The sequence below is a fragment of the Peribacillus sp. NPDC096622 genome (genome assembly GCF_044762665.1).
Taxonomy (GTDB): Bacteria; Bacillota; Bacilli; order Bacillales; family DSM-1321; genus Peribacillus; species Peribacillus frigoritolerans_B.
In genome coordinates, this window is sequence record NZ_JBIWES010000010.1 from 128,348 (window position 1) to 151,196 (window position 22,849).

General features: G+C 44.3%; 17 protein-coding genes and 1 pseudogene. 5 read left to right on the top strand and 13 right to left on the bottom strand.

Features of this window, described 5'->3' with window-relative positions:
* Window positions 1-309: 309 nt before the first annotated feature.
* From eutC to ACIQYG_RS18055, 6 genes and pseudogenes are all read right to left on the bottom strand, one after another.
* Window positions 310-1,035, bottom strand: a pseudogene (gene eutC, locus ACIQYG_RS18030) (ethanolamine ammonia-lyase subunit EutC); the annotation flags it as partial.
* A gap of 32 nt (window positions 1,036-1,067) precedes the next feature.
* The gene (locus tag ACIQYG_RS18035) at window positions 1,068-2,432 is read right to left on the bottom strand and encodes an ethanolamine ammonia-lyase subunit EutB (RefSeq protein ID WP_402840570.1); all 1,365 of its coding nucleotides are present in this window, start codon (window positions 2,430-2,432) and stop codon (window positions 1,068-1,070) included.
* Between the two features lie 18 nt (window positions 2,433-2,450).
* Window positions 2,451-3,857, bottom strand: a complete 1,407-nt coding sequence (locus ACIQYG_RS18040) for an ethanolamine ammonia-lyase reactivating factor EutA (RefSeq protein WP_402840573.1) — start codon at window positions 3,855-3,857, stop codon at window positions 2,451-2,453.
* Between the two features lie 18 nt (window positions 3,858-3,875).
* Window positions 3,876-5,147, bottom strand: a complete 1,272-nt coding sequence (gene eutH, locus ACIQYG_RS18045; RefSeq protein ID WP_402840576.1) for an ethanolamine utilization protein EutH — start codon at window positions 5,145-5,147, stop codon at window positions 3,876-3,878.
* 145 nt (window positions 5,148-5,292) lie between these two features.
* Window positions 5,293-5,877 (bottom strand): ANTAR domain-containing response regulator, encoded by a 585-nt coding sequence (locus ACIQYG_RS18050; RefSeq protein ID WP_048686321.1) that lies wholly within the window; start codon window positions 5,875-5,877, stop codon window positions 5,293-5,295.
* A 9-nt stretch (window positions 5,878-5,886) separates the two neighbouring features.
* Window positions 5,887-7,260, bottom strand: a complete 1,374-nt coding sequence (locus tag ACIQYG_RS18055; RefSeq protein WP_402840580.1) for a sensor histidine kinase — start codon at window positions 7,258-7,260, stop codon at window positions 5,887-5,889.
* 287 nt (window positions 7,261-7,547) lie between these two features.
* On the opposite strand from ACIQYG_RS18055, the gene ACIQYG_RS18060 reads away from it, so the two are divergent.
* Complete coding sequence (locus tag ACIQYG_RS18060; RefSeq protein ID WP_048686276.1) at window positions 7,548-7,667, top strand: DUF4023 family protein; 120 nt, start codon at window positions 7,548-7,550, stop codon at window positions 7,665-7,667.
* Window positions 7,668-7,695: 28 nt separating this feature from the next.
* On the opposite strand, the gene ACIQYG_RS18065 is transcribed toward ACIQYG_RS18060, so the two are convergent.
* From ACIQYG_RS18065 to brnQ, 4 genes are all read right to left on the bottom strand, one after another.
* The gene (locus ACIQYG_RS18065; RefSeq protein WP_402840715.1) at window positions 7,696-8,412 is read right to left on the bottom strand and encodes a hypothetical protein; all 717 of its coding nucleotides are present in this window, start codon (window positions 8,410-8,412) and stop codon (window positions 7,696-7,698) included.
* Between the two features lie 158 nt (window positions 8,413-8,570).
* The gene (locus ACIQYG_RS18070) at window positions 8,571-10,487 is read right to left on the bottom strand and encodes a vWA domain-containing protein (protein WP_402840583.1); all 1,917 of its coding nucleotides are present in this window, start codon (window positions 10,485-10,487) and stop codon (window positions 8,571-8,573) included.
* A 15-nt stretch (window positions 10,488-10,502) separates the two neighbouring features.
* On the bottom strand, window positions 10,503-11,369 hold the full coding sequence (locus tag ACIQYG_RS18075; RefSeq protein ID WP_402840585.1) for an ATP-binding protein: 867 nt from the start codon (window positions 11,367-11,369) through the stop codon (window positions 10,503-10,505).
* Between the two features lie 410 nt (window positions 11,370-11,779).
* Window positions 11,780-13,111 (bottom strand): branched-chain amino acid transport system II carrier protein, encoded by a 1,332-nt coding sequence (gene brnQ / locus ACIQYG_RS18080; RefSeq protein WP_402840588.1) that lies wholly within the window; start codon window positions 13,109-13,111, stop codon window positions 11,780-11,782.
* 357 nt (window positions 13,112-13,468) lie between these two features.
* On the opposite strand from brnQ, the gene ACIQYG_RS18085 reads away from it, so the two are divergent.
* Window positions 13,469-14,035, top strand: coding sequence for a sugar O-acetyltransferase (locus ACIQYG_RS18085; RefSeq protein ID WP_402840589.1), 567 nt, complete (start codon window positions 13,469-13,471; stop codon window positions 14,033-14,035).
* A 42-nt stretch (window positions 14,036-14,077) separates the two neighbouring features.
* Here ACIQYG_RS18085 and ACIQYG_RS18090 read toward each other — a convergent pair whose 3' ends face one another.
* A complete protein-coding gene (locus tag ACIQYG_RS18090) occupies window positions 14,078-14,722 on the bottom strand; it encodes an SDR family oxidoreductase (protein ID WP_402840591.1) in 645 nt (214 codons plus the stop codon).
* A gap of 358 nt (window positions 14,723-15,080) precedes the next feature.
* On the opposite strand from ACIQYG_RS18090, the gene ACIQYG_RS18095 reads away from it, so the two are divergent.
* From ACIQYG_RS18095 to ACIQYG_RS18105, 3 genes are all read left to right on the top strand, one after another.
* Complete coding sequence (locus ACIQYG_RS18095) at window positions 15,081-15,344, top strand: CD3324 family protein (RefSeq protein ID WP_034310602.1); 264 nt, start codon at window positions 15,081-15,083, stop codon at window positions 15,342-15,344.
* Window positions 15,345-15,487: 143 nt separating this feature from the next.
* Window positions 15,488-16,123, top strand: a complete 636-nt coding sequence (locus tag ACIQYG_RS18100; RefSeq protein ID WP_402840595.1) for a FusB/FusC family EF-G-binding protein — start codon at window positions 15,488-15,490, stop codon at window positions 16,121-16,123.
* Between the two features lie 109 nt (window positions 16,124-16,232).
* Complete coding sequence (locus tag ACIQYG_RS18105) at window positions 16,233-16,778, top strand: MEDS domain-containing protein (protein ID WP_402840598.1); 546 nt, start codon at window positions 16,233-16,235, stop codon at window positions 16,776-16,778.
* Here ACIQYG_RS18105 and gltD read toward each other — a convergent pair.
* Both gltD and gltB read right to left on the bottom strand, forming a co-directional pair.
* A complete protein-coding gene (gene gltD / locus ACIQYG_RS18110) occupies window positions 16,775-18,256 on the bottom strand; it encodes a glutamate synthase small subunit (RefSeq protein WP_402840601.1) in 1,482 nt (493 codons plus the stop codon). The genes ACIQYG_RS18105 and gltD overlap by 4 nt on opposite strands.
* 16 nt (window positions 18,257-18,272) lie before the next feature.
* On the bottom strand, window positions 18,273-22,823 hold the full coding sequence (gene gltB / locus ACIQYG_RS18115) for a glutamate synthase large subunit (protein ID WP_402840604.1): 4,551 nt from the start codon (window positions 22,821-22,823) through the stop codon (window positions 18,273-18,275).
* Between the last annotated feature and the right edge of the window lie 26 nt (window positions 22,824-22,849).

Here is a 22,849-nt window from a genome sequence, read left to right on the forward strand (position 1 = left end):
GCCTTTATTTAAAAGACGTTCCAGTTGATTTCAGAAATCCGCTCCCTTTCCGCCGACTGTCTGCCAAGCCTCATCAAAGCAAGCGTCTGTGGGTCTCGGCTAGCCAGTTATTCGGCAGGAGTGTCGCAACTTTCTTCAATCCAATAAGGATTGCAGTAAAAAAACATCAAAGATAGTCTTGTATTAAAATCAGGTTCAAGGTGAGACCGTTCCGGACCGCCCGCGGGAAGCGAGCGCCTAATCAACGACCTAGCCTCAATCATCGTCTGGAATGAGCCATTCCGAAACCTCTTTTTAGACAAAAGGGTTTCAACCGAGTTTTTCACGCTTTTCTTCTTCATGTTCCTTCTTCACGAGGGACATGCCGCTTGCTTTGTATTTGAGTATCTTTTGTATGACCGTGCCAAGATGCGCTCCAGCTTCAACAGGGGGGATCCCTCCTTTATGGATGTTGGAAATGACCATCCTCTCTGCTTCAATGGTGCCCAAACGTGGTTTATAACAAATGTAAGCGCTCAATGATTCAGCACTGACCAGACCAGGCCGTTCACCGATCAACAGGACAATGACCTCAGGTCCAAGGATTTCACCGATATCATCCATCACGGCAACCCGGCCCTTTTCAATATAAAAAGGTGTACCCGTATCAAGACATGCCACTGCCAAAGATTGTTTGAAAGATAAATAGACGTCCTCCACATTTTCTTCGATCGCCTTGGCACTTAAGCCATCGGAAATGATGATTTGAACCGTTGGGGCCTTTATGCATTTGGCTTCTATCACCCTCTTTGCTTCATCCGAAAGCTTCCTGCCATAATCCGGGCGCCGTAAATAGATTTCCTTATCATCGGCCTTCGTTTTCACCTTGAATAAATCTAAGCGCTTCAAAAGAATATCACTGACTTCACCATATACAGCATCGACGGCCGCCGCATGGTCAAAACGGAATTTCAGCCAAGAATCCGTTTTTGGCCGTGTCCCTGACCTGCCTACCCCTATCCGCGCAGGGGTTTTCGCTATCAAGGCATCCAAATCTTCCTTATTGTTCATTCCCATATCATCCACTCCTAACGGTTAAATATAGTTGGATCACCGGCACTCTTCGTTAATTTTCCGTTCTCCATGATCCCCATCTTCTCCAGCCAAGCTTCATATAATGGGGCAGGCCGCTTATCCATCGTTTGCCTCAAAGTCGCTATATCGTGGTAACTCAAAGACTGATAGTTTAACATGCAGTCATCACCCATCGGAGTTGCGATGATGAAATTCACACCAGCCGCCGTTAAAAGTACACCCAAGTCCTCGATATCATTTTGATCCGCCTTCATATGATTCGTATAGCAAATATCCACTCCCATCGGCAGTCCATGCATTTTTCCCATGAAATGATCTTCTAACCCGGCCCGGATGACCTGCTTGCTGTTATATAGATATTCAGGTCCGATGAATCCGACGACCGTATTGACAATGTACGGATCAAAATAACGGGCAAATCCATAGTTCCTGGCTTCAAGCGTCACCTGATCGATTCCGAAATGCGCTTCGGCCGATAATTCGGAGCCTTGCCCCGTTTCAAAATAAAGATGCTGCGGGCCTGTGCCGGTGCCATAGGCCTTCGCGATCTCATTAGCTTCTTCGAGCAATTGCACGTTAATTCCAAAAGACCGATTGGCCGTTTCCGTTCCGGCTATGCTTTGAAAGATCATATCAGCAGGCGCCCCCTCCTGTACGGCCTTCATTTGCGTCGTCACATGCGCAAGCACACAATTCTGGGTCGGGATTTTCCATTTCTGGATGACATCCTGTGTCGCATGAAGCAGCCGCTTCACGCTATCGACCGAATCATCGACAGGGTTGATTCCAATGAGTGCATCCCCGATTCCATAGGAGAGGCCTTCTTTTAAAGAAGCCAGCATGCCATCCACATTGTCTGTCGGGTGGTTAGGCTGAAGGCGCGAAGCAAGCGTTCCTTTGTATCCGATCGTGCTATTATTCTTGGTGAGCACTTCGATTTTATTGGCTGCATGGATAAGGTCGAGGTTTGACATCAACTTGGCTGCAGCTGCAATCATTTCACTATTCAATCCCCTGCTTAATCGCTTTAAATCCTCACCGGTCGTTTCGTCACTCAAAATATATTCACGCAGCTCGGCAACGCTCCAATTCTTCACAGATTGATAAATGGTTCCATTGATAAGACCATCTATGATCCGCGACACCTCATCCTCTTCCGGGGAGAGCAGGGGATAGTTCCTAATGTCCGCCAAAGTCAATTCGCTAAGGACCGCTTTCGCCGCAATCCGTTCTTGAACGGAATCTGCCGCAATTCCCGCAAGCCTATCTCCTGATTTCTCTTCATTCGCTTTGGCCAGGACTTCTTTCAACGATTTGAATTGATGGATTTCCCCAAAGTATTGAGTGGATAATTTCATCGTATAATCCTCCTTTTCCTAACTGTGAAAGGTTAGCGTTTTTACTACAACCGGAACGACCCCTGTCCGCAGCAGCCTTCCTATATCTAAATAATCACCATGTTCCACTTCTGTCTGATCAATGCAGATGACCGGCAGATCCGGTTGGTTCGCTAGAATGGTTTGACCAAGTGCCTTCCCATAATCACTATCCATCACAATGATCAGAGGCTGCTGCCGATTCGGCTTTTGCTTCAGTGCCTCGATAAAAGCGACTGCGAGCCGATGAATGTCCCGAAATGATTGATAAGGTAAATTCGTTAAATAAAAGGCAAAATTCAGCCCCTCCTGCAAGGCGTCGTATACTGTGATCGCATCCTGAACTGCTTGTGCCATTCTCGCAGTTACATCATCAAGCACACCGTGAAAATCGACCCGATAGACCGGGATATTGCGAACTGGCAGATGAGAATCATTCACCTCGATGGTTGCTCCGCTGATTTCAGTTGTATGTGCGCCTGCTCCAAGTACAGTCGCCCGAACCGTTTCAACAGGCTGTTCCCACTCCCATGCGGCCAATCCTTCATTTTCCTTTATAGAGGCGGCAAGCATCATCCCGATATCCCGGAAGCTTTTGTCCTCCCTTTCTTCATGATAGATGCAATCACTGACACCGCCCGAGAACATCAACACTTCTATTCGTTCTGTCCAAGATGGCTCCTTTCCAACTAATAGAAGTTCATCTTCTTTTGTGAAGGAACCAGCCAAAAACCTCGAAAGCACCTTCGCCATTTCATTTGCGATGATTGCCCCATCACCATTCATAGGAAAGTGCCCTTTTGATTTCAGCCATTTTCCTATTGAAGGAGCAACCTTCACCTTCGCTCCCTCCCACTCCACCAAACGGCCTCCTATATGCAGTGTGCAAGTTCCGCAAAGCATACCAGAACGGTATACGGCAATATTCGCCGTCCCCCCGCCAATGTCTATGTTCGCTACAGTCTTTCTTGTCTTGATGGAATGTTGATAGGCGCCGGATCCCTTGGCGGCAATGATTCCCTCCAAATCCGGGCCGGCTGCCGCTACAAGGAATTCACCCGCCGCTTTAGATAGCCGGTATACCATTTCTTCTGCATTTTGTTTGGTTGCCGTTTCCCCAGTGATGATGACAGCCCCTGTTTGTATATGATCGATCGTGATTCCTGCATTTTGGTATTCACTTTCCACCATTCTCTGAACAGCAGGTATATCAATTATCGTCTCGGATAAAAGCGGGGTCCTGAAAATGGGACTTCGATACAGAATTTCCTTATCGGTAATTTCGATTTTTGGCACCTGTCCGCCGCCCGCCACATTCCTAAGCGAAAGCTCGCTGATAACAAGTTTCGTCGTACTTGTGCCAATATCAATTCCTGCACTGATGATTCGTTCCACCTGTTCATTCATTAAAATCACACCCCAGTTTTACACCACTTGGATTTCATTGCTGTTTTCATCCTCATTTTTCGTTTTATATTCATTTATGCCGATAACTCCTGCTGCACGATCCTTTTCTTCTAATTCCAGAGCTTTCGGAACCGACAGCCAGTAAGCAAGACCGATTCCAATCGCTCCGGCAGATAGCTTCCCGACAATGATCGGTAATATTAAGGAGGGCTGAAAGTTGGCTGTGAATGATAAATGATCGCCCAATAGGAAGGCCGCACACACAGCGAAGGAAATGTTTATGACCTTATCCTTCGGCGGCATATCTTTAACAAGCTTGAACATTGCTAATATATTGGCTACCGTGGCTAATATCCCTGCACTCCCAGCTTTGCTCAAACCGATTTTCCCGCCCATCGCTTCCAATGGCTTGCCAGCATATTTTTGAATCAGGTAAATCATTGGAAATGCACCTGCCAGCATGATCCCGATATATCCTGCCGTTTCCAGGGCACGGAACTGGTCTGCACTATCGGCCATGATCGGATGGAAGCCCCAAGCACCAAAGACATTGGAAAATAATCCGGTGAAAATTTCAACGATTGAAAACACAAGTACAAGTTTAATCGCGGCATCCAATATTTTTCCAAACCACATGAAACCTTTGATCATCAAATCCGGCAGGAAATAAAGACCTAACGCGAGCAAGACCACAAAAATAAGAAGAGGGGAAAGATTCAGGGCAATTTTCAAATAGCTCAACGCGAATTCGTATGTAGAATCCGCATTCGTGGAAATCACTTCGCGGATTTTCGAATTCGTTGCCACCACCAGCACGCTAGAGATGAAAGCGCCAATCGGAATCGTCAGGATTCCTGACATGACGCCAAGTGCCATGTATTTATGATCACGCTTCTCCAGCATCGCAAGCCCCATTGGAATCGAGAATACAATCGTTGCCCCGGACATAAAGCCGACAATCATCGCCATGATCCAGCCTTCATATGATTCCTTCAGCTCGGCCGCTAATTGGTACCCCCCCATATCCGTCGCCAAAATCGTCGTTGCGGCGAGGGCGGGATCTGCACCGATCGCAGCGAAAACCGGACCGCATACTGTATTGATGAACCAAGATAAATAAGGGATCGAGGCCATGATCCCAGCTGCCGGGATAAATATATGGCCAACGGTATGCAAACCTTCCATGAACTGTTTCCCCAAGCCTTGCTCACTGTCTTTAATCGATGCAATTGCACCAATAACGGCACACACCATAATGATATAAATAACGAATTTACCTACCATCTCCATACATATTCCCCCTGAATTCCGATTTGATTTGGCCTATCGACTTTTAAAAAAGGGTATAAAAAAGACGCCTCTTATAGCCCAAACTTAGGTTTTTCGGCAGAAATGCATGCCTGTAACCAATTTGGTCCATCAAAGCGCCATTGCTTCATCTATTTACTTGTTTTTGATCATTTGCAATGATTCGACGCGCCACCGTCTCCATGGAAAGCTGTTTATCCATACTAAGCCTTCTTAGCTTATTGTAAGCGATTTCTTCTGTTACATTCTTCCTTTTCATGATGATTCCTTTTGCCTTTTCAATGACTTTGCGATTTGTGAGCGTTTCATCCAATTGAGCATTTCGTTCCTGATACTTCTTTGTATTGGCTGCTTGCAGCAAGGCTATCTCCACTGCAGGAATCAAATTCGCCTCCGTAATTGGCTTTACAAGATATCCGACGATATTCGCTCGCTTCGCCTCGTCGATATATTCACGCTGGCTGAAGGCAGTTAAAAGCAGGACCGGAATCTGAAAGGTATTGGATATCACATCGCTAGCCTTAAGCCCATTCATTTTCGGCATTTTGATATCCATCAAAACGAGATCCGGCTGTAGTGCATGTGCCAATTCAATCGCCTTCTCGCCATTACGGGCATGTCCAACCACATCGAAGCCTGCATCCTTGAGCATGATCGTTATATCAAGCAGAACAATCGATTCATCCTCCACGACCAAAATCCTCTTGACCACTTCTCCCACCTACCTCTTGTATGGAAATCTTACAGAAGCCAGGGTACCTTCTTTAATCCGCTGAATCGAAAACTCCCCATCCAAATCATTTTCCACCGTCATGCGGATGATATCCAGCCCCAAAGAAGGTTTCATTGCAGGTGAATATCCAATGCCATCATCTCTTACTTGAATTTCCAATTCAGGACCATCCTTTTGCAAGCATACGGTAATCTTACCTTCCGCCCCTTCCTTGAAAGCATGTTTCACACAATTATGAATGAGCTCATTCACCACCAGCGCGACAGAAATGCCAATATCGGAATCAATCGAATGAAGTTCACCACTATATTCAATGCTTAGGCATTGACGCGCTTGATCCTCCGTATGAACAATCATATCGCCTATTTTTTCAATAAGCTCCAACAGATCCACATGATCGACCTGACTGCTTGCCAAAATGATTTCATAAACCGACGATATGCTTAACACCCTGTTCAAACTGACCAATAAATGGGGCTTGCTTTCTTCAGGGGCTCCTAGCCTCATTTGCAGCCGAAGTAAACTGGCCACTGTCTGCAAATTATTCTTCACCCTATGATGAATTTCTCGAATGGCTACTGACTTGCTGATCAACTCCCTCTCTTTATCCCGCAGTTCAGTCAGGTCCCGGATTATGATGAACGTTTCATTGGAATTCTTGTTGCCCAAATGGAATTTCTTTATTTGGATAATCTTTTTACCAATGTTCATTTCCTTCATTAAAATGTCCTCTTTTGAAACAAGAACATCGGCAAAGCCAGGAAAATAATCGAAAATCGATTCACCTAAAACACAGTCCGTCAAACAGATTTCCGATACTAAATTAATGGCGGCAGGATTCGTATAAACAAGTCTGTTTTGGTTATTAATCAGGAAAATGGACTCCTCGATAAATTCAGGAACTAAGGAATTTTGTTGATCTTGCCTATCAAACTGATTTAAAGATTCGGGTTCTTCATGAATCACCTTTTCCATGATCAAAACGGCGATGACCCGATTGCATTCCCCCTTGATTGGAACGACACTTTGCTGGACCATCGCTCCCTCTTGAGTCAATGCCCGATTCACGAACATGTCCTTTCCAGTGCGCAATACATAAAATACGGCCGGTTCAAAAGCCTCATAGGCAAATTTCCCGACAACCGGATGAATGTAAACCGATTTCACGGAATGTCCGCATGCCTCTGCGACGACAATGGCATGCCTCCCTTCACGCACCGGACAATCAATAAACACATTCGCTTTATTCAAATCGGCTATCAACGATAAATTCATTGATAGGTTTTCAAGAATTTGAATATCACGGTCCAGTAAATGAGTATGCAACTCACATAAATCTCGGACAGTCATTGTCCGTTCCATAGGCAAAACCCCAATAAACGTTTATTCATGGATATTATTATTGATTATTATAGATACCGACCCTATTTTTGTCAATATTCAAAATATTCTAATGTGATGTATTCTAACATTAGATGGCGCTATTTAAAACGATTGACCCACATTCTTATCAACTCACTTGTGGAGCAAAGTTACCACCTTGAGTCCATATATTACCACCTCTCCATATAGTCAGATCCCTTACATACTCATGAATTCCACCTCTTCTGGTTATAGTAAAAAAGAAATTAACAGAGGAGGTACATTCCATGAAAAGTTCAAAGGAGTTTGTTGAAAGCATTCAAGAGCAGCAAAAAAAGGAAGAAGGCAATATGCGCCGTCAAGGCAATGGGAATCCCGCTCAGAAATTACCGAATAAAAAACATTAATGAAGACAATCTTCAAAAGATCCCAGCCTTAAGATAGGCTGGGATTCTTTTCACTCCGATGCACTTTTTTCTTCTTCATCGCTTCGATTTCTTTTGAGAATGTTTCTTCTATCTCTTTTTTATTTCCATATAAAAAGAGGTTATCCCCTAATTTGATTTTATACTCATATAGCTCTTTTCTGATTTTCACTTCTCCGCTTTCAATAAATAAAATATTGATGTCGGCTCCATGTGATATGACATCAAAGGCTTTGACTTCGATGAATTCGGAGTCCTCATAAATATCGATCTCCATGACCACGTCTTCATCTTCTAAAAATAGGACCTCTTCTATCGGATGTTCCCATAGTTCATAATGATTGTACATTTCACTTTTCAACTTATTCGATATTCTATTATTCAGGAATGGAGCTTTCACTAAAACGGTTAAAACCAGCAATATTCCAATAATGATGCTTAACTCCATCAAGCGCAGATCATCTGTAAGCAATGTACTGATCGATGAAATGATGACAGCAAGCGAGAAAGCACCAAATAAAATTAAGAACATGCTTATTTTCCTTCGAACGGGATGATCGATGATGGATTTTGACTCGTCAGTTGTAAAACCAGTACCCGTCAGCATGGAGATAACCTGAAATCTTGCCACTGTGGTTTTTAATCCTGTCAATTTCATCAAGGTGACCGATATTTCAATAACTAGAACAATGATTATTAAATAAAGCAACATAAAAAGTAAATTCATCAAAATGTTCACTTCCTCATCTATGGTTTACCCCAATCACGACAAAAGAAATCTCATTCGATGTTCATTTTAAGTTTCCATCTATAGCTGACATAGGCAAACAAAAAAACACAGTAAGATCCAACTTGAATCCTACTGCGTTTTTATCTATCTATTTCTTAAATGGTCTTCAGCAGCAGTTTTTTTAACAGCGGTGTAAATTGTTCTGGCAATTCAGCTACACTCGGAATCATCAGGCGTTCTTTGCCATAGATGTTCTTCATCGTCATTTCTTCACTTTCATCGATGCCTCCATCCGCTAAAAACAGGCCGATGACTTCGATGCCTTTCTTCCTGGCTTCCGAAACAGCAAGGTGTGTATCGACAATGCCATTTTGATCATAATCGCTTGCTGCCGGCTCACCGTCGGAAAATACGAGCAAGAAACGGTTTTTTTCACGTCTTTTTTCCAATTCCATTGTGGCAACCCTGATACTGTATCCATCCCGGTTGTCTTCCTCTGGCTCAAGCTGCATGATTTTAGCTCCTGAGTTTAGATAAAGGGAATCGGAATGGGACTGGATCACATGGAAATAGTTCGGCTGATATCCTTCTCTCACTTCATTTGCATCTTCCCAAAATCCCACGATCGAGTGGGGGATCCTTAATTTCTTCAGCACTTCATGAAATAGGACGACCCCTCGTTTCGTTTCATCCATTTTGTTATGCATGGAAGCCGAGCAATCGATAAGCAATGTGAATACGGCATCCATTTCATTGGAATCCTGGTTCTTTTTATAAAAGACCCTTGGATTTTCTTCAAATACAAGCGGCAGTAATTTCTTTGATAAACGGCCATAAACCAAATCTTTTCTTGGTGCGTTCTTTTTATTTTCCAGCGTCTTTTCAATTGTACTGGAGAGTTTTCTCTTGAACGGTTCAATATCCGCAACAAACTCTCGGTAGTGTTTCTCTTCCGTAAGAGTTGGTATTTTTGCTTCTTTGATTACCTGAACGACGTCTTTATTTTCTTCACCAAATGGATGTTCACCGCTTTTGCCCATATTGGTTTGTTTCTTCTCCAGCGTTTCTTGCTGATTGTATTCCTTTTGTTGACTTTCCCCTGATGAACCCTGGATCGAAGCCAGTGCTTGGTCGGCATCTTCCGCTTCCCGGGCACCTCCGCCCATCAGGCTTGTTTTCGTTCCCTGCTCCAATTCAAATTGGAGAAAAGTCGAATTACTCTCGCCGTTCTTGTTCTCCCGATGCCAAGTCGAGAATTTTTCATCAATGAACTCACTTTTTTCTTCATCTGCATCATCTGTATCATCGTTCAACAGTTCATCATTTCTAGTCAGTTCATCAAATAAAGTATTTGCTTTATACTTTTCCACACTTGCAATGGGGAAAATGAAATATTCATTCATCGTATCCTCGTATCCATCGTTCACACGGAAAACGATTTGCTCGCAAATCCTTGTGATATCACTGGTTTTAGTAGCTTCAAAGACCGAATGGATGAACGGTTTGAGCTTCTCCAGTTCTTCCAGCTGCCTTTCATTGGCTCTTGGAAAAATTGGATCCGGCCTATCAGATTGAAGCAGTAAATATATGAGGCAGTATAATTCATCCAGTGCAAAACTTCTTGTGACATTCGTCGCCAATTGGCTTTCGAAATATTGTTTAAGGTAAGCACCCCTTACCGAAAACCACTTTTTCGTGCCTGGCCTTTCTTTCTTCACCAATTCTTCCAATCGCAAATCTTCCAGCAAAGCGAATAATTGGGCTGCAAACTTCGGAAGCGAACTTTCCCCAATGCTCTCCTGGTACTCCTTCATGCTCTGGATCGTTGTATGATGCAGCGTACCTATCGTTCTAAGAAGCACGTCCGTTTTCAGCCCCGCTTCCTTCACTTCCTTATTGCCATTTTCCCAAAAATGGCTGGCTGTGACCTTATTCTCGATCAGATCAATGAAGGAGCCATAATTGTATTCGAATTCCAGCTCAGGAATGCCGGATAAAACAGTCGAGAGATCCTGAAGCTGTAAAAAAAGAGCCGTATCTATTATTGAATCATTGAACCGGATATACTTCATGAGGCATTCTCCTAGTTAGAATAATGTGTCAGCCAAGTTCTTCACGAACTCACGCTCACGTTCCTCGTCCAACTTATCCACAATGGAACGAAGAATCGCCCGTTTCGGCGGGATCAACACACTCAGATCGCAAGCATCAAGCAAAGCCCTGATCGATGCCGCATCTTCAGCCACCTTCCCTTGATTCACGGCATTTATCAAATCACTCGACAGTTTAACGAACAAATCAATAATTCTTGGGTCCTTCAACTTTGTATTGGTTTCTATCAATTGCTTTAACTGCTCCCCTTCGATATAAGGAACTTCAATTACGACAAACCTATTTTTTAGCGCTTCATTCAGCGGCACTGTACCAACATACCCTTCGTTGATTGCAGCAATCACATTAAAGCCTTCTTTTGCCGTTATGACTTCATTCGTGAACGGATTCGTTATCGTCCTTCTGTAATCAAGCACACCGTTGATAAGCGGCAGAGTTTCCGGTTTCGCCATGTTGATTTCATCTATATATAGGAAGTGACCGTGATTCATCGAATTGGTCACTGGTCCAGGTACGAATTCTATCACTTGTTTTTCCTCTTTGTAAGCCAGCGTCTTGAAGCCCAATAAGCTTTCGGCATCCAAGTCGACTGAGCAGTTGACACTGAACATCGGCTGGTTGAATAAATTCGATAATGTCTCGGCAAACTTTGTCTTTCCAGCCCCTGTCGGACCCTTCAAAAGGATATTCTTCCCCATGCTCAAGGCCGTGATGGCATCCACCATCAACTCCATCTCGGGAGGCAGATATCCGCCGCTCCTGATCAATTCCTCAAATTGAGCAGGATTCTTTTGGCTTGCTTGTAATATATTCGCTATTTCTATTGGTAATCGATTGATCATTATGTTCCTACACCCCTTTCTGAACATTTTAAGGCTCTTTCGCATTAAAAACAAACACTAAGAAAAGGAGCTGTCATCAAGACAGCTCCCAGACTGTAGAAAAACTCGGAGTAAAGCGAGTTTGCCCTGCAGTTTTATTCAGAAATCCGCTCCCTTTCCGCCGACTGGCTCCCAAGCCTCCTCACCGCAAGCGGCTGTGGGGTCTCGGCTGGCCAGTTATTCGGGAGCAGTGTCGCAAATTTCTTCAATCCAATGAAACACCCCAGTTAATTGGAACGGAAGGTACGGGACTCCTGCGGGAAAAGCGTGTCCAAAGGAGACCCCACATGCGCAAAGAGCGCCGAGGGCGGACCGCCCGCTCGAAAGCGAGTGCCTGGAGGCAACGTTATTCGAGTTCATTTTGATGATCCTTAATAGGCTTCCTTAGGGTCACCTTTCAATAGGTATACCATATAGCCCAATACACCGCCGATGATGGCAGGAATCACCCATCCCACCCCTACACTATATAGTGGAAGGTATTGAGTGAAAAGGTCAGAAACAGCTTCCATTTTAATGCCTGATGCCACTATTCCATCCATTATGCTGATGATGGCCGTTAATAATAAGCTTCCTAAATATACCTCCGATTTCCCTTTGAAAAAAGAATGGAAGAACGTAAGAACAATCAAAACGATCGCCACGGGATAAAGCACCGTTAACACAGGCACTGTAATCGAAATCAGCTTGGTCAAACCTACATTGGCAACAGCCGTACTGAAAACGGAGAAGATGACGACGTATGATTTATACGATACGGCAGGCAGTAATTTATTGAAATACGTAGCACAAGCCGTTATCAAACCGATGCTTGTCGTCAGGCAAGCAGCGATTACAATCAACCCTAACAGCACGGCGCCAGCAGATCCGAAAAAATGATTCGAGGCTTGAGCCAAAACGTCTCCGCCATTACCCAGCAGACCGAGTTTTTCCACACTTGTTGCCCCGACATAAGCTAAGGACGTATAAACAATCACCAGCAAAGCGGCAGCTATAATGCCGGCTTTCAGACAAAAGCCTAACACTTCTTTTCTGGATGTTATCCCTTTATCTTTGATCGCGTTGATGACGATGATCCCAAATGCAAATGCTGCCAGCGTATCCATAGTCAAATATCCTTCTTTAAATCCCTTGAAGAAAGAATTATCTGAATAATCTGTCGCTGGTGACTGGATTTCACCCATTGGGTTAATAATTGCGACCACAATGAGAATCCCGATGAAAATCAATAATAAAGGTGTTAATATTTTTCCGACGATATCCAGCATTTTTGATGGATTGATGGATAATAAACAGGCAATTCCAAAGTATATGATCGTGAATATCAGCAATGGTAAAAAACCGACATCATTAGATAGGAAAGGTTTAATCCCTATTTCGTAGGATACACTCCCCGTTCTGGGAAGCGCGAAAAGCGGTCCCAAAGATAAATAAAGAACGACTGTGAAAATGATGCCGAATAACGGGTGTGCCCTGCTTGCAAGCGATTGAACATCATTTTTTCCCGAAAAACCAAAGGCCAATATTGTAATGAATGGCAGTCCAACACCAGTAATGATGAATCCTAAACTGGCCGACCATAAATTCGTCCCCGCAGATTGACCGAGCATGGCAGGGAAAATTAAGTTTCCTGCACCAAAAAACAAAGCAAAAAGCATTAATCCTGTTACAATGACAAAAGACAGCGGTGCTTTCTGTGACATATAGAGCCCTCCATTGTTTTGATTATCTTAACGAAGAAAGAGTTGTCCAACAATTCCCGGTAAAAAAGACATGAACTTCGAACCATTCTACTAATCAGTTAAAATGGACCTCATGCTATGAATCATCCATGACTCTCCTTACTATAAAATCCGGCGGAACGTTTGTCAAAGCTATTTCATTCATTATTCGGAAAAATCTTTCTTTTCTTACTTCTTTTTAAGAAAACGAGAGAGACATTTAGATTCAACAGAAAAGTTGAGTAAAAAGTACTGCAATTTATTTTGCGGAAAAAATGTTTTAATATTCAGATATTTAACCAAACTATATAAAAAACAAGAAAAACAGGAGGAGTAAACATGAATACCGAAAAAGAAAAGATGGTGAGCGGGAAACCTTACATGGCCGCCGATCCGGAATTAATCAGAGATAGGGAAAATGCCAGAAAGTTGACCCGGTTATACAATCAGACAACGGAAAGCGAAGGGGATGAACGGACTGCACTGCTGAAAAGGCTTTTAGGTTCCACTGGGCTAAATGTATATATTGAACCCACTTTCCGTTGTGACTATGGATACAACATTTCTGTCGGGGAAAACTTTTATGCTAATTTTGATTGTGTCATTTTGGATGTTTGTGAAGTGACAATTGGCAGGGACTGCATGTTGGCTCCCGGAGTGCATATCTATACAGCCACACATCCACTGGATCCCTTTGAACGCAGTTCTGGAGTGGAATACGGAAAACCGGTTACGATAGGGGATCATGTATGGATTGGCGGCAGGGCCATCATCAATCCTGGCGTAACAATAGGGAGCCATTCCGTCGTCGCCTCAGGGGCAGTCGTAACAAAGGATGTTCCTGAAGGCGTTGTTGTCGGCGGAAACCCAGCGAAGGTCATCAAGCATATCGAAGGAATTAAATAAGCAGAGCCCACTCCCCCCGAGTGGCTCTGCCCCTGTTTTTCGTTAAATTTTCCTCAATGCTTCCGCGATTGCAGTATCGCCAGAAATTAAATCAAATGAACGCTTATAGGTATTTTCTTCGGTCAATGAAGCAAGAATCGTTCGAGCCACATCTTCACGGGCAATCGAACCTCTTTCCAATTCCTCGGCGGCGGTCACTTTGCCTGTTCCCGGTTCATTCACCAGTCCGCCAGGCCGAATGATCGTATAATTTAAATCGCTTTGTAACAATGCCCTATCTGCATAGTGCTTGGCCACATAATACGGTTTGATGGCTTCATTCCAGTTTTCGCGATTATTGGCCTGAAAGGCACTCACCATGATGAATCGGTCGATTCCCAAGTTTTCTGCCGCTTCAATCGTTTTAACTGCACCATCCAGATCAATCAACAGCGTTTGATCAGCGCCGGTGCTCCCTCCGGATCCTGCTGTGAACACGATGGCATCACAGCCTTTTGCCGCATTCGCAATCTCATCCACTGATCCAGTTAAACTGACGACTGCAGATTCAATTCCATTTTTCTCTAAATGCTTACTTTGCTCTTCTTTGCGAACCATTGCCCGTATACGATGTTCCGGGCTATCTTTTAATAAATCTACAAGATGTTTACCGATCTGCCCATTTGCCCCAACTACGAATACTTTCATAAAGTCAGCTCCCATAATGGTTAGTTTGGATTCCTTTCAAATTATTTCATGGACTCAGAACATTATCAAACAATCAGCCCGCCGATTCAGCTTTAACATTGGAAAAAGTTTGGCAACTACACTTATATATTTTATAATAAGAACAACACGTGTTATTCAGAAACACAAAGGGGAGGTGTAAAGATGGCAATAATAATGTTAATGCCACCTTCTGCAGCGTCTCATGCAAAGCCTAGTATTGGAGGCGATACTTTGCATGGGGTTGAATTAAGCTAAACTCAATCGCCCGCCTTATCATTTCTAATATTCGGCTTTGCACCTTATTTCATTCTTAATAAAGAATAAGGGGCTGGCAGAAATGAAATATGTAAAAGCGACGGCCGTTTTACCTGAAAAGCTGATCGTTGAAATTCAAAAGTATGTGCAAGGTGAAACCATATATATCCCTAAACCCGAAAAGGCCCATCACAAATGGGGAACCCGTTCGGGATCAAGGGAATTGATCGATGACCGGAATGCCTCTATAAAATATGCATTCAAAGACGGTCATTCCATCCATCAATTAGCCGAGGAACATTTTCTTTCCGCGGAAACCATCAAGAAAATCGTTTATTCTAAATAGGATACACGGGTAGCACTGATAATGATGTCAGTGCTATTTGTATGCCGAGTATGTTTCTTAGTCGTTTTCCCCCTTTTAAAGCAGATGCAATTTATGTAAAGTAAAGGGAAACGGTAACACATGCAGAAACAGGAGTGAAGAAAATGGAAGCTTTTATCAGGAGCGAGCAGTATAACTTCATAAAATCCCAAACACAAATTCTCATAAATGGACACGCGACTGCCAACGATAAGGATGTGATCAACACCCTGAAAACAGTCGCCAAAGAACGAGTACTAAGCTTATTCAGTGACTTGAACGAAGAGCAAAAACAACTGCTGGACCCAGTGGATACCATCAAGGATTCCGCACAAGCCGAAGCCTTTCTCTTACAGGTGAAGCCATTTGTGATCCCATTTAAAGAAGTAACCGAAAAAACGATAAAAAAATTATTTCCTAAAGCAAAGAAATTAAAAACCCCTTTGTTGGAGAACATCGATTTGAGAGAGATTTCATACCTGGGATGGGATGATGTCGGATCCGGAAAGAAATTCATCATTGCACCCCATCATAATAAACTCACCGGATTGCACGGGACCATTAAACCTGCAAATAAAAAGGGGATCTGTGCCATATGCAGCCGCTTTGAAGAAGTAGGGATGTTCATGTCTGAAACAAAAGGAACAGTCCAAGGGACATTCATTAAAAAAGGGAATTATATTTGTCTGGACAGTATGAAATGCAACCAGAACATAACCACTTTGGATAAAATGACCGACCTGATCGAACGGCTGAAATAACAAGGAAAAGCAATCCTTCAATGGTGAAGGATTGCTTTTTCCCTTGTTAAAAAATTCTCATTTTGTCCTGTCTATCGAATTCTAGCATAATGGAAGCGATACTTGAAAGTTGTTCGAAGACCAAAAAAATGTTCATGTGCTGTATTCCTATACTGAAATGGAAAATTACATTAAACAAGTTTTAAGTTATATCCAAGATGGCATCATGGCGGGAGATCATGTCATTCTTGTTGAAAATGACCGTATTTACCCCCTTATTCATAAAGAACTAAGCACTCGGTTAACGAAAGATCAAATGGAGCTCCTTCACTTTGTGAACAACTTCGATTTCTATTGCTCAAGAGGCAGTTATCATCCTCCTGTAATCGAAGAATACTTTAATAAAACGGTACAGCCCTATGTGGAAAATAAAATCTCTTTCCGATCATGGGCACATGTGGAATGGGCGACCTTGGAAGAACCGCTGCATATCATAGAGGAATTTGAGAGAACAGTAGATAAAGCTGTAAATCTGCTGTCATTTCCATTAATTTGTGCTTTACTCGTGAGTTTTGGCGTTTTACTCGTGAATTCGGGGCATTTACTCGTGAGTACACATTTCACACCACACAAAAAAAGAAGCACCATAACGGCACTTCCTTTTTTTCGGAATTAAGGTAATACGGTCGCGCCCATCAAGTAGCGGTCCACTTCTCTTGCCACTTCTCGGCCTTCATTGATTGCCCAAACGATGAGGCTTTGCCCTCTTCTAGCATCTCCGGCAGCGAACACCCCTTCGACATTCGTTCTGTATTCGCCATAAACGGCATCAATTTTTTGATTTACTGTTTCTACGCCAAATTGAGTTAATAGCGGCATTTCGGTTCCTTCAAATCCGATTGCGATGAAAACGAATTGTGCAGGCCATACTTTTTCAGTTCCTGGAACTTCCCTGAAAATGTACATTCCGTCATCGCCTTTGATTTTTTCCATTGAGATTGTGTGCAGTTCCTTAACGTTGCCGTTTTCATCGGCTACAATTTTCTTTGTTTGGATTGAATATTGACGCGGATCTGCACCGAATTTCGCTTCCGCTTCTTCATATGCATAATCAAGGGAAAATACATTCGGGTAGGCTGGCCACATATTATCAGATGTACGGGCCGTCGGAAGGATTGGGTGCTTCCCGAATTGTACGACGCTCTTACATTCCTGGCGAAGGGCAGTTGCGACACAGTCAGCTCCTGTATCCCCGCCGCCGATGACGATGACGTCCTTCCCCTTTGTGTCAATGAACTTGCCGTCTTCAAAATTGGAATCCAGCAGGCTTTTAGTCGAGGTCGTCAAGTAATCCATTGCAAGGTGAATGCCTGATGCCCCGCGTCCTTCAATTACCAGGTCACGCTGCTTTTGGGCACCTGTGCAAAGGATGACTGCATCATATTGATCTTGCAGTTCTTCGGCTGTTATATCTTTGCCTACTTCTGTATTGGTAATGAAATCGATGCCTTCCTGAGTCAATAATTTGATTCGGCGTGCAACGACATCTTTTTCAAGTTTCATGTTCGGGATGCCGTATGTCAACAGCCCTCCTGCACGGTCTGAACGCTCATAAACGGTGACCGAATGCCCTGCTTGATTCAACTGGTCGGCACTCGCCAATCCTGCCGGGCCTGAACCGATGATGGCAATTTTCTTGCCGGTCCTGCTTTCAGGGATGCGAGGCGTTATCCAGCCATTTTCAAATCCTTTATCGATGATGGTCCGTTCAATGTTCTTGATGGTAACGGCAGGATCGCTTATCGCTACCGTACAAGACCCTTCACAAGGGGCCGGGCAGACGCGCCCGGTGAATTCAGGGAAATTATTTGTTTTCGATAAACGGTCCAATGCTTCTTTCCATCTGCCGCGGTACACCAAATCATTCCACTCCGGAATCAGATTATGAATCGGACAGCCCGTTGTGACTCGGTTCAATTCCATGCCCATATGGCAGAAAGGAGTGGCGCAGTCCATACAACGCGCTCCCTGTGTACTTAACTTTTCATCAGAGAAAGGAGCTGTATACTCTCTCCAGTCGTTTAAACGAGTGAGAGGATTCCGGTCTTTTGGTTTTTCTCGCGGATAATCCATAAATCCTGTTGCTTTTCCCATCTTTCTCTCCCCTTCCTTACTGCATCACAGCTTGTTTAGTGATTTTTTTATCTTGAACGGCATTTGCTTGGAATGCACTCATGATCGCTTCTTCATCCGTTAGCCCTGCATGCTTCTGCTCATTGATGCTTTTGATCATCCGTTTGTAATCTTTCGGAATGACTTTTACGAATTTCTTGGCGAAATCCTCCCAGTTCTCCAGTACATACGATGCTTTGGCACTTTCTGTATAATGAAGGTGGCTGTAAAGCATTTCTTTTACCTCGTTTCCATCATCCATATCATCAAGCGTCTCGAATTCTATCATTTCACCATTGCATAATGCCTTGAATTCTTCTGCATCATCAGCAAGTACATAAGCGATGCCGCCTGACATGCCTGCCGCAAAGTTTTTGCCGACATCGCCCAGGATGACCACGCGTCCGCCTGTCATATACTCACAGCCATGGTCTCCAATTCCTTCAACGACGACATTGACTCCGCTATTCCGCACTGCAAATCGTTCTCCCGCACGGCCATTAATGTAGGCCTCGCCGCTTGTTCCACCATATAAGGCGATATTTCCGGCAATTACATTGTCCCCAGCCTCGATCTGATTGCCAGCAGGTGCCGTGACAATGATCTTCCCGCCAGATAAGCCTTTCCCAACATAGTCATTGACATCACCTGTCAAATACATCGACATCCCTTTTGGAATGAACGCACCGAAGCTCTGGCCCGCCGATCCCGTGAAACGAAGTGTGATCGTATCTTCAGGCAACCCTTCTTCACCGTAGCGTTTGGATACTTCACTGCCGACAATCGTTCCGACCACACGGTTCACGTTTGTAATCGGGAAGCTGACATCCACCTGGGTTTGGTCATTTAAAGCAGGCTCCACAACAGGTAAAATCTCACGGATATCCAAAGATTCTTCTATTTTATGGTTTTGAGGAAGTTGGTACGTACGAATCCCCTCCGGTTGGAAAAGAAGTGCCGTCAAGTCCAGGTGCTTCGCTTTCCAATGGTTTTGTGCCCGCTCGCTCACTTGTAAAACATCAGTGCGGCCGACCATTTCTTCCAGTGTTCTAAAACCAAGCTCAGCCATCGTTTCCCGGACTTCCTCAGCGATGAAGCGCATGAAATTCACGACATGATCCGGATCTCCAGTGAATTTGCTGCGAAGCTCAGGGTTTTGAGTAGCTACCCCTACAGGACATGTATCCAAATGGCAAGCACGCATCATGACACAGCCAAGGACCACAAGCGGTGCTGTAGCAAAGCCAAATTCTTCCGCTCCAAGGATAGCTGCCATGACTACATCGCGTCCCGTCATTAACTTTCCATCCGTTTCAAGGACTACACGGCTGCGCAGGCCATTCAGCATCAATGTTTGGTGTGCTTCGGCAAGACCCAGCTCCCAAGGAAGACCAGTATGTTTGATACTCGTTTTTGGTGATGCACCCGTACCGCCATCATACCCGCTGATAACGATGACATCTGCAGCTCCTTTGGCCACACCGGCTGCAATCGTGCCTACGCCTGCTTTTGACACAAGCTTGACGCTGATCCTGGCATCACGGTTCGCATTTTTTAAATCATGGATCAGCTGTGCCAGATCTTCAATCGAATAGATATCATGATGCGGAGGCGGTGAAATCAGGCCGACACCTGGTGTGGAACCACGGACCTCTGCTACCCAAGGATATACTTTGTTTCCTGGCAGCTGGCCGCCTTCACCCGGCTTTGCACCTTGCGCCATTTTGATCTGAAGTTCATCGGCATTAACAAGGTAATGGCTTTTCACTCCAAAACGACCGGACGCAATTTGTTTAATACCGCTGCGGCGGTCATCGCCGTTTTCATCCAGTTGGTAACGGCTAGAGTGTTCCCCGCCTTCACCGCTATTGCTTTTTCCGCCTAATCGGTTCATCGCAATCGCTAATGTTTCATGTGCTTCCTGACTCAATGAACCGAATGACATCGCGCCCGTTTTGAATCGGCTGACGATGGATTCCACGGATTCCACTTCATCTATTGAAATGCTTTGGCGTTTTTGATCGAACGAGAATAAATTCCGTAAAAACCCGAGTCTCTCTTCATTCGCCAAGTTTGAATATTCCTTAAATAAATTATAATCGCCTTTCCGGCAGGCCCATTGCAGTGTATGGATCGTTTTAGGATTGAAAGCATGATGTTCCCCTGTTTTTCTCCATTGAAAATCACTTCCGCTTTCAAGAGTTTCATCAAGGTAATCGGCTGCAGCTTTCCTATGGCGGATCAACGCTTCATCCGCGATCGTTTCCAAATCGATCCCGCTAAGCTGCGATGCCGTACCGCTGAAATAGCGTTCGATAACGTCAGCACCGATTCCGACCGCTTCGAAAATTTGTGCGCCGCGATAACTTTGAATCGTTGAAATCCCCATTTTCGACATCACTTTTACGATGCCTTCTGTCACAGAGCTTACATATTTCTTCACCGTTTCTTCGTAGCTGATGGCCAAACTGCCTTCCAATACCGCCTGCTTATATGTTTCATAAGCAAGGTACGGGTAAATCGCATCCACTCCATACCCGATCAGGGACGCATAATGATGGACTTCCCTTGCTTCCCCCGATTCAACGATAATGCTCACTTTCGTACGGTTCCCATGACGGATCAGCTCTTGATGAAGGGCACTCGCAGCCAGCAGGGAAGGAATCGCAGCTTTTTCTTTGCTCATATCCTTGTCAGATAATATCAAAAGGCTGACACCATCAGCGATCGCTTGTTCCGCTTCACGGCAGATGCGATCGAGTTCGCTCTCTAAATCTTCTGAAAATAAAGTGTGAATGACTTTGCTCCTGAATTCAGGATAGGCATTTTCTTTCAACTGCTGCATTTGACCTGGCGTCAAAACAGGTGAATCCAATTGGATGCGGCGGCTGTTCGTTTCATCCGGTTTCAGCAAATCTCCTTCCGCACCGAGAAATGTCATCGTTGACGTGACGATCTGTTCACGCAGCGAATCGATCGGCGGGTTGGTTACCTGTGCAAAAGATTGCTTGAAATAGTTGAAAAGCGATTGCGGACGATCTGATAAGACCGCTAACGGAATGTCATTGCCCATGCTGCCCAGTGGATCCTTGCCTTCGTTAATGACCGGCAGTAAATATTTTTGGACATCTTCATACGTGTATCCGAACGCTTTTTGCCTGAATGATAAATCACTCAAAGGCTCAACTTCGAGCACAGGTTCTTCGTCACTTAATTGAACAAGCTGTTCGTCCAGCCATTGCTGATATGGATTTTCCTGAGCCATTTCCGACTTGATCTCTTCATCGGAAACAATACGGCCTTCCTCTAAATCTATTAAAAGCATTCTGCCTGGGCTTAAACGATCTTTATATAATACATTCTCCGGCTCCACATCGATTACTCCGACTTCAGAGGAGAAAATGATGTAATCATCTTTTGTCACATAATACCTTGCCGGCCTTAAACCATTTCGATCCAGGATGGCACCGATTTGCTTGCCATTCGTAAAGGATATGGCCGTCGGTCCATCCCATGGCTCCATGAGCATGCTATGATATTCGTAAAATGCTTTCTTTTCTTTCGTCATATGCGGATTTTCTGTCCACGGTTCAGGAATGAGCATCATCGCCGCATGTGCCGGTTTACGCCCGGCAAGCACGAAGAATTCAAGTGCATTATCAAGAATCGAGGAATCACTGCCGTCTATATCCAGAATAGGCAGGACCTTTTGCAGGTCATCCCCGAATGCTTCCGAAACAAACTGCTGCTCACGCGCTTTCATCCAATTCACATTACCTCTAAGCGTATTGATTTCGCCATTATGGATCAGGTAGCGGTTTGGATGTGCCCGTTCCCAACTTGGAAAAGTATTTGTGCTGAAGCGGGAATGCACTAAAGCGAAAGCCGAAACGAAAGACTCCTGTTGAAGGTCAAGATAAAAAGCATCCACCTGCTCTGGCGTCAATAATCCTTTGTAAACGATCGTAGCACTTGAAAGGCTGGCAAAATAAAAACGATTGCCGCGTTCACGAGCCCAGTTTTCAGCTTGTTTCCTGATAATGAACAATTTACGCTCAAAAGCTAAATCATCGGTCATCTCTACGCTTGCCCCGATGAATACTTGGCGGATCGTCGGACATGTCTCCTTGCCGACCTCCCCGATTTTCGTTGCATCAACAGGAACCGTTCTCCAGCCTAATAACGTTTGGCCCTCTTGTTCGATAAATGCATTCAAACGAGCTTCGATTTCATTCCGTTCATCATCATTGTTAGAGAAAAAGAGCATGCCTACACCATAGCGTCCTTTTGCCGGCAAGTTCATTTCCGGGCATGCCAGCCTGAAATATTCATCAGGAATCTGTACCATTAATCCTGCGCCATCTCCTGTAAGGGGATCGCTGCCTTGTCCGCCGCGATGATCTAATTGGCACAGCATATTCAATCCTTGTTTGACGATGTCATGTGTAGCAAGCCCCTTTAAATGAGCATATAAACCGATCCCACATGCATCATGTTCAAATTCAGGATGGTAGAGCCCTTGTGCTTTTGGTATTTGATTGTATGTCATATTAATCGCCCCCATCGTATTCTTAC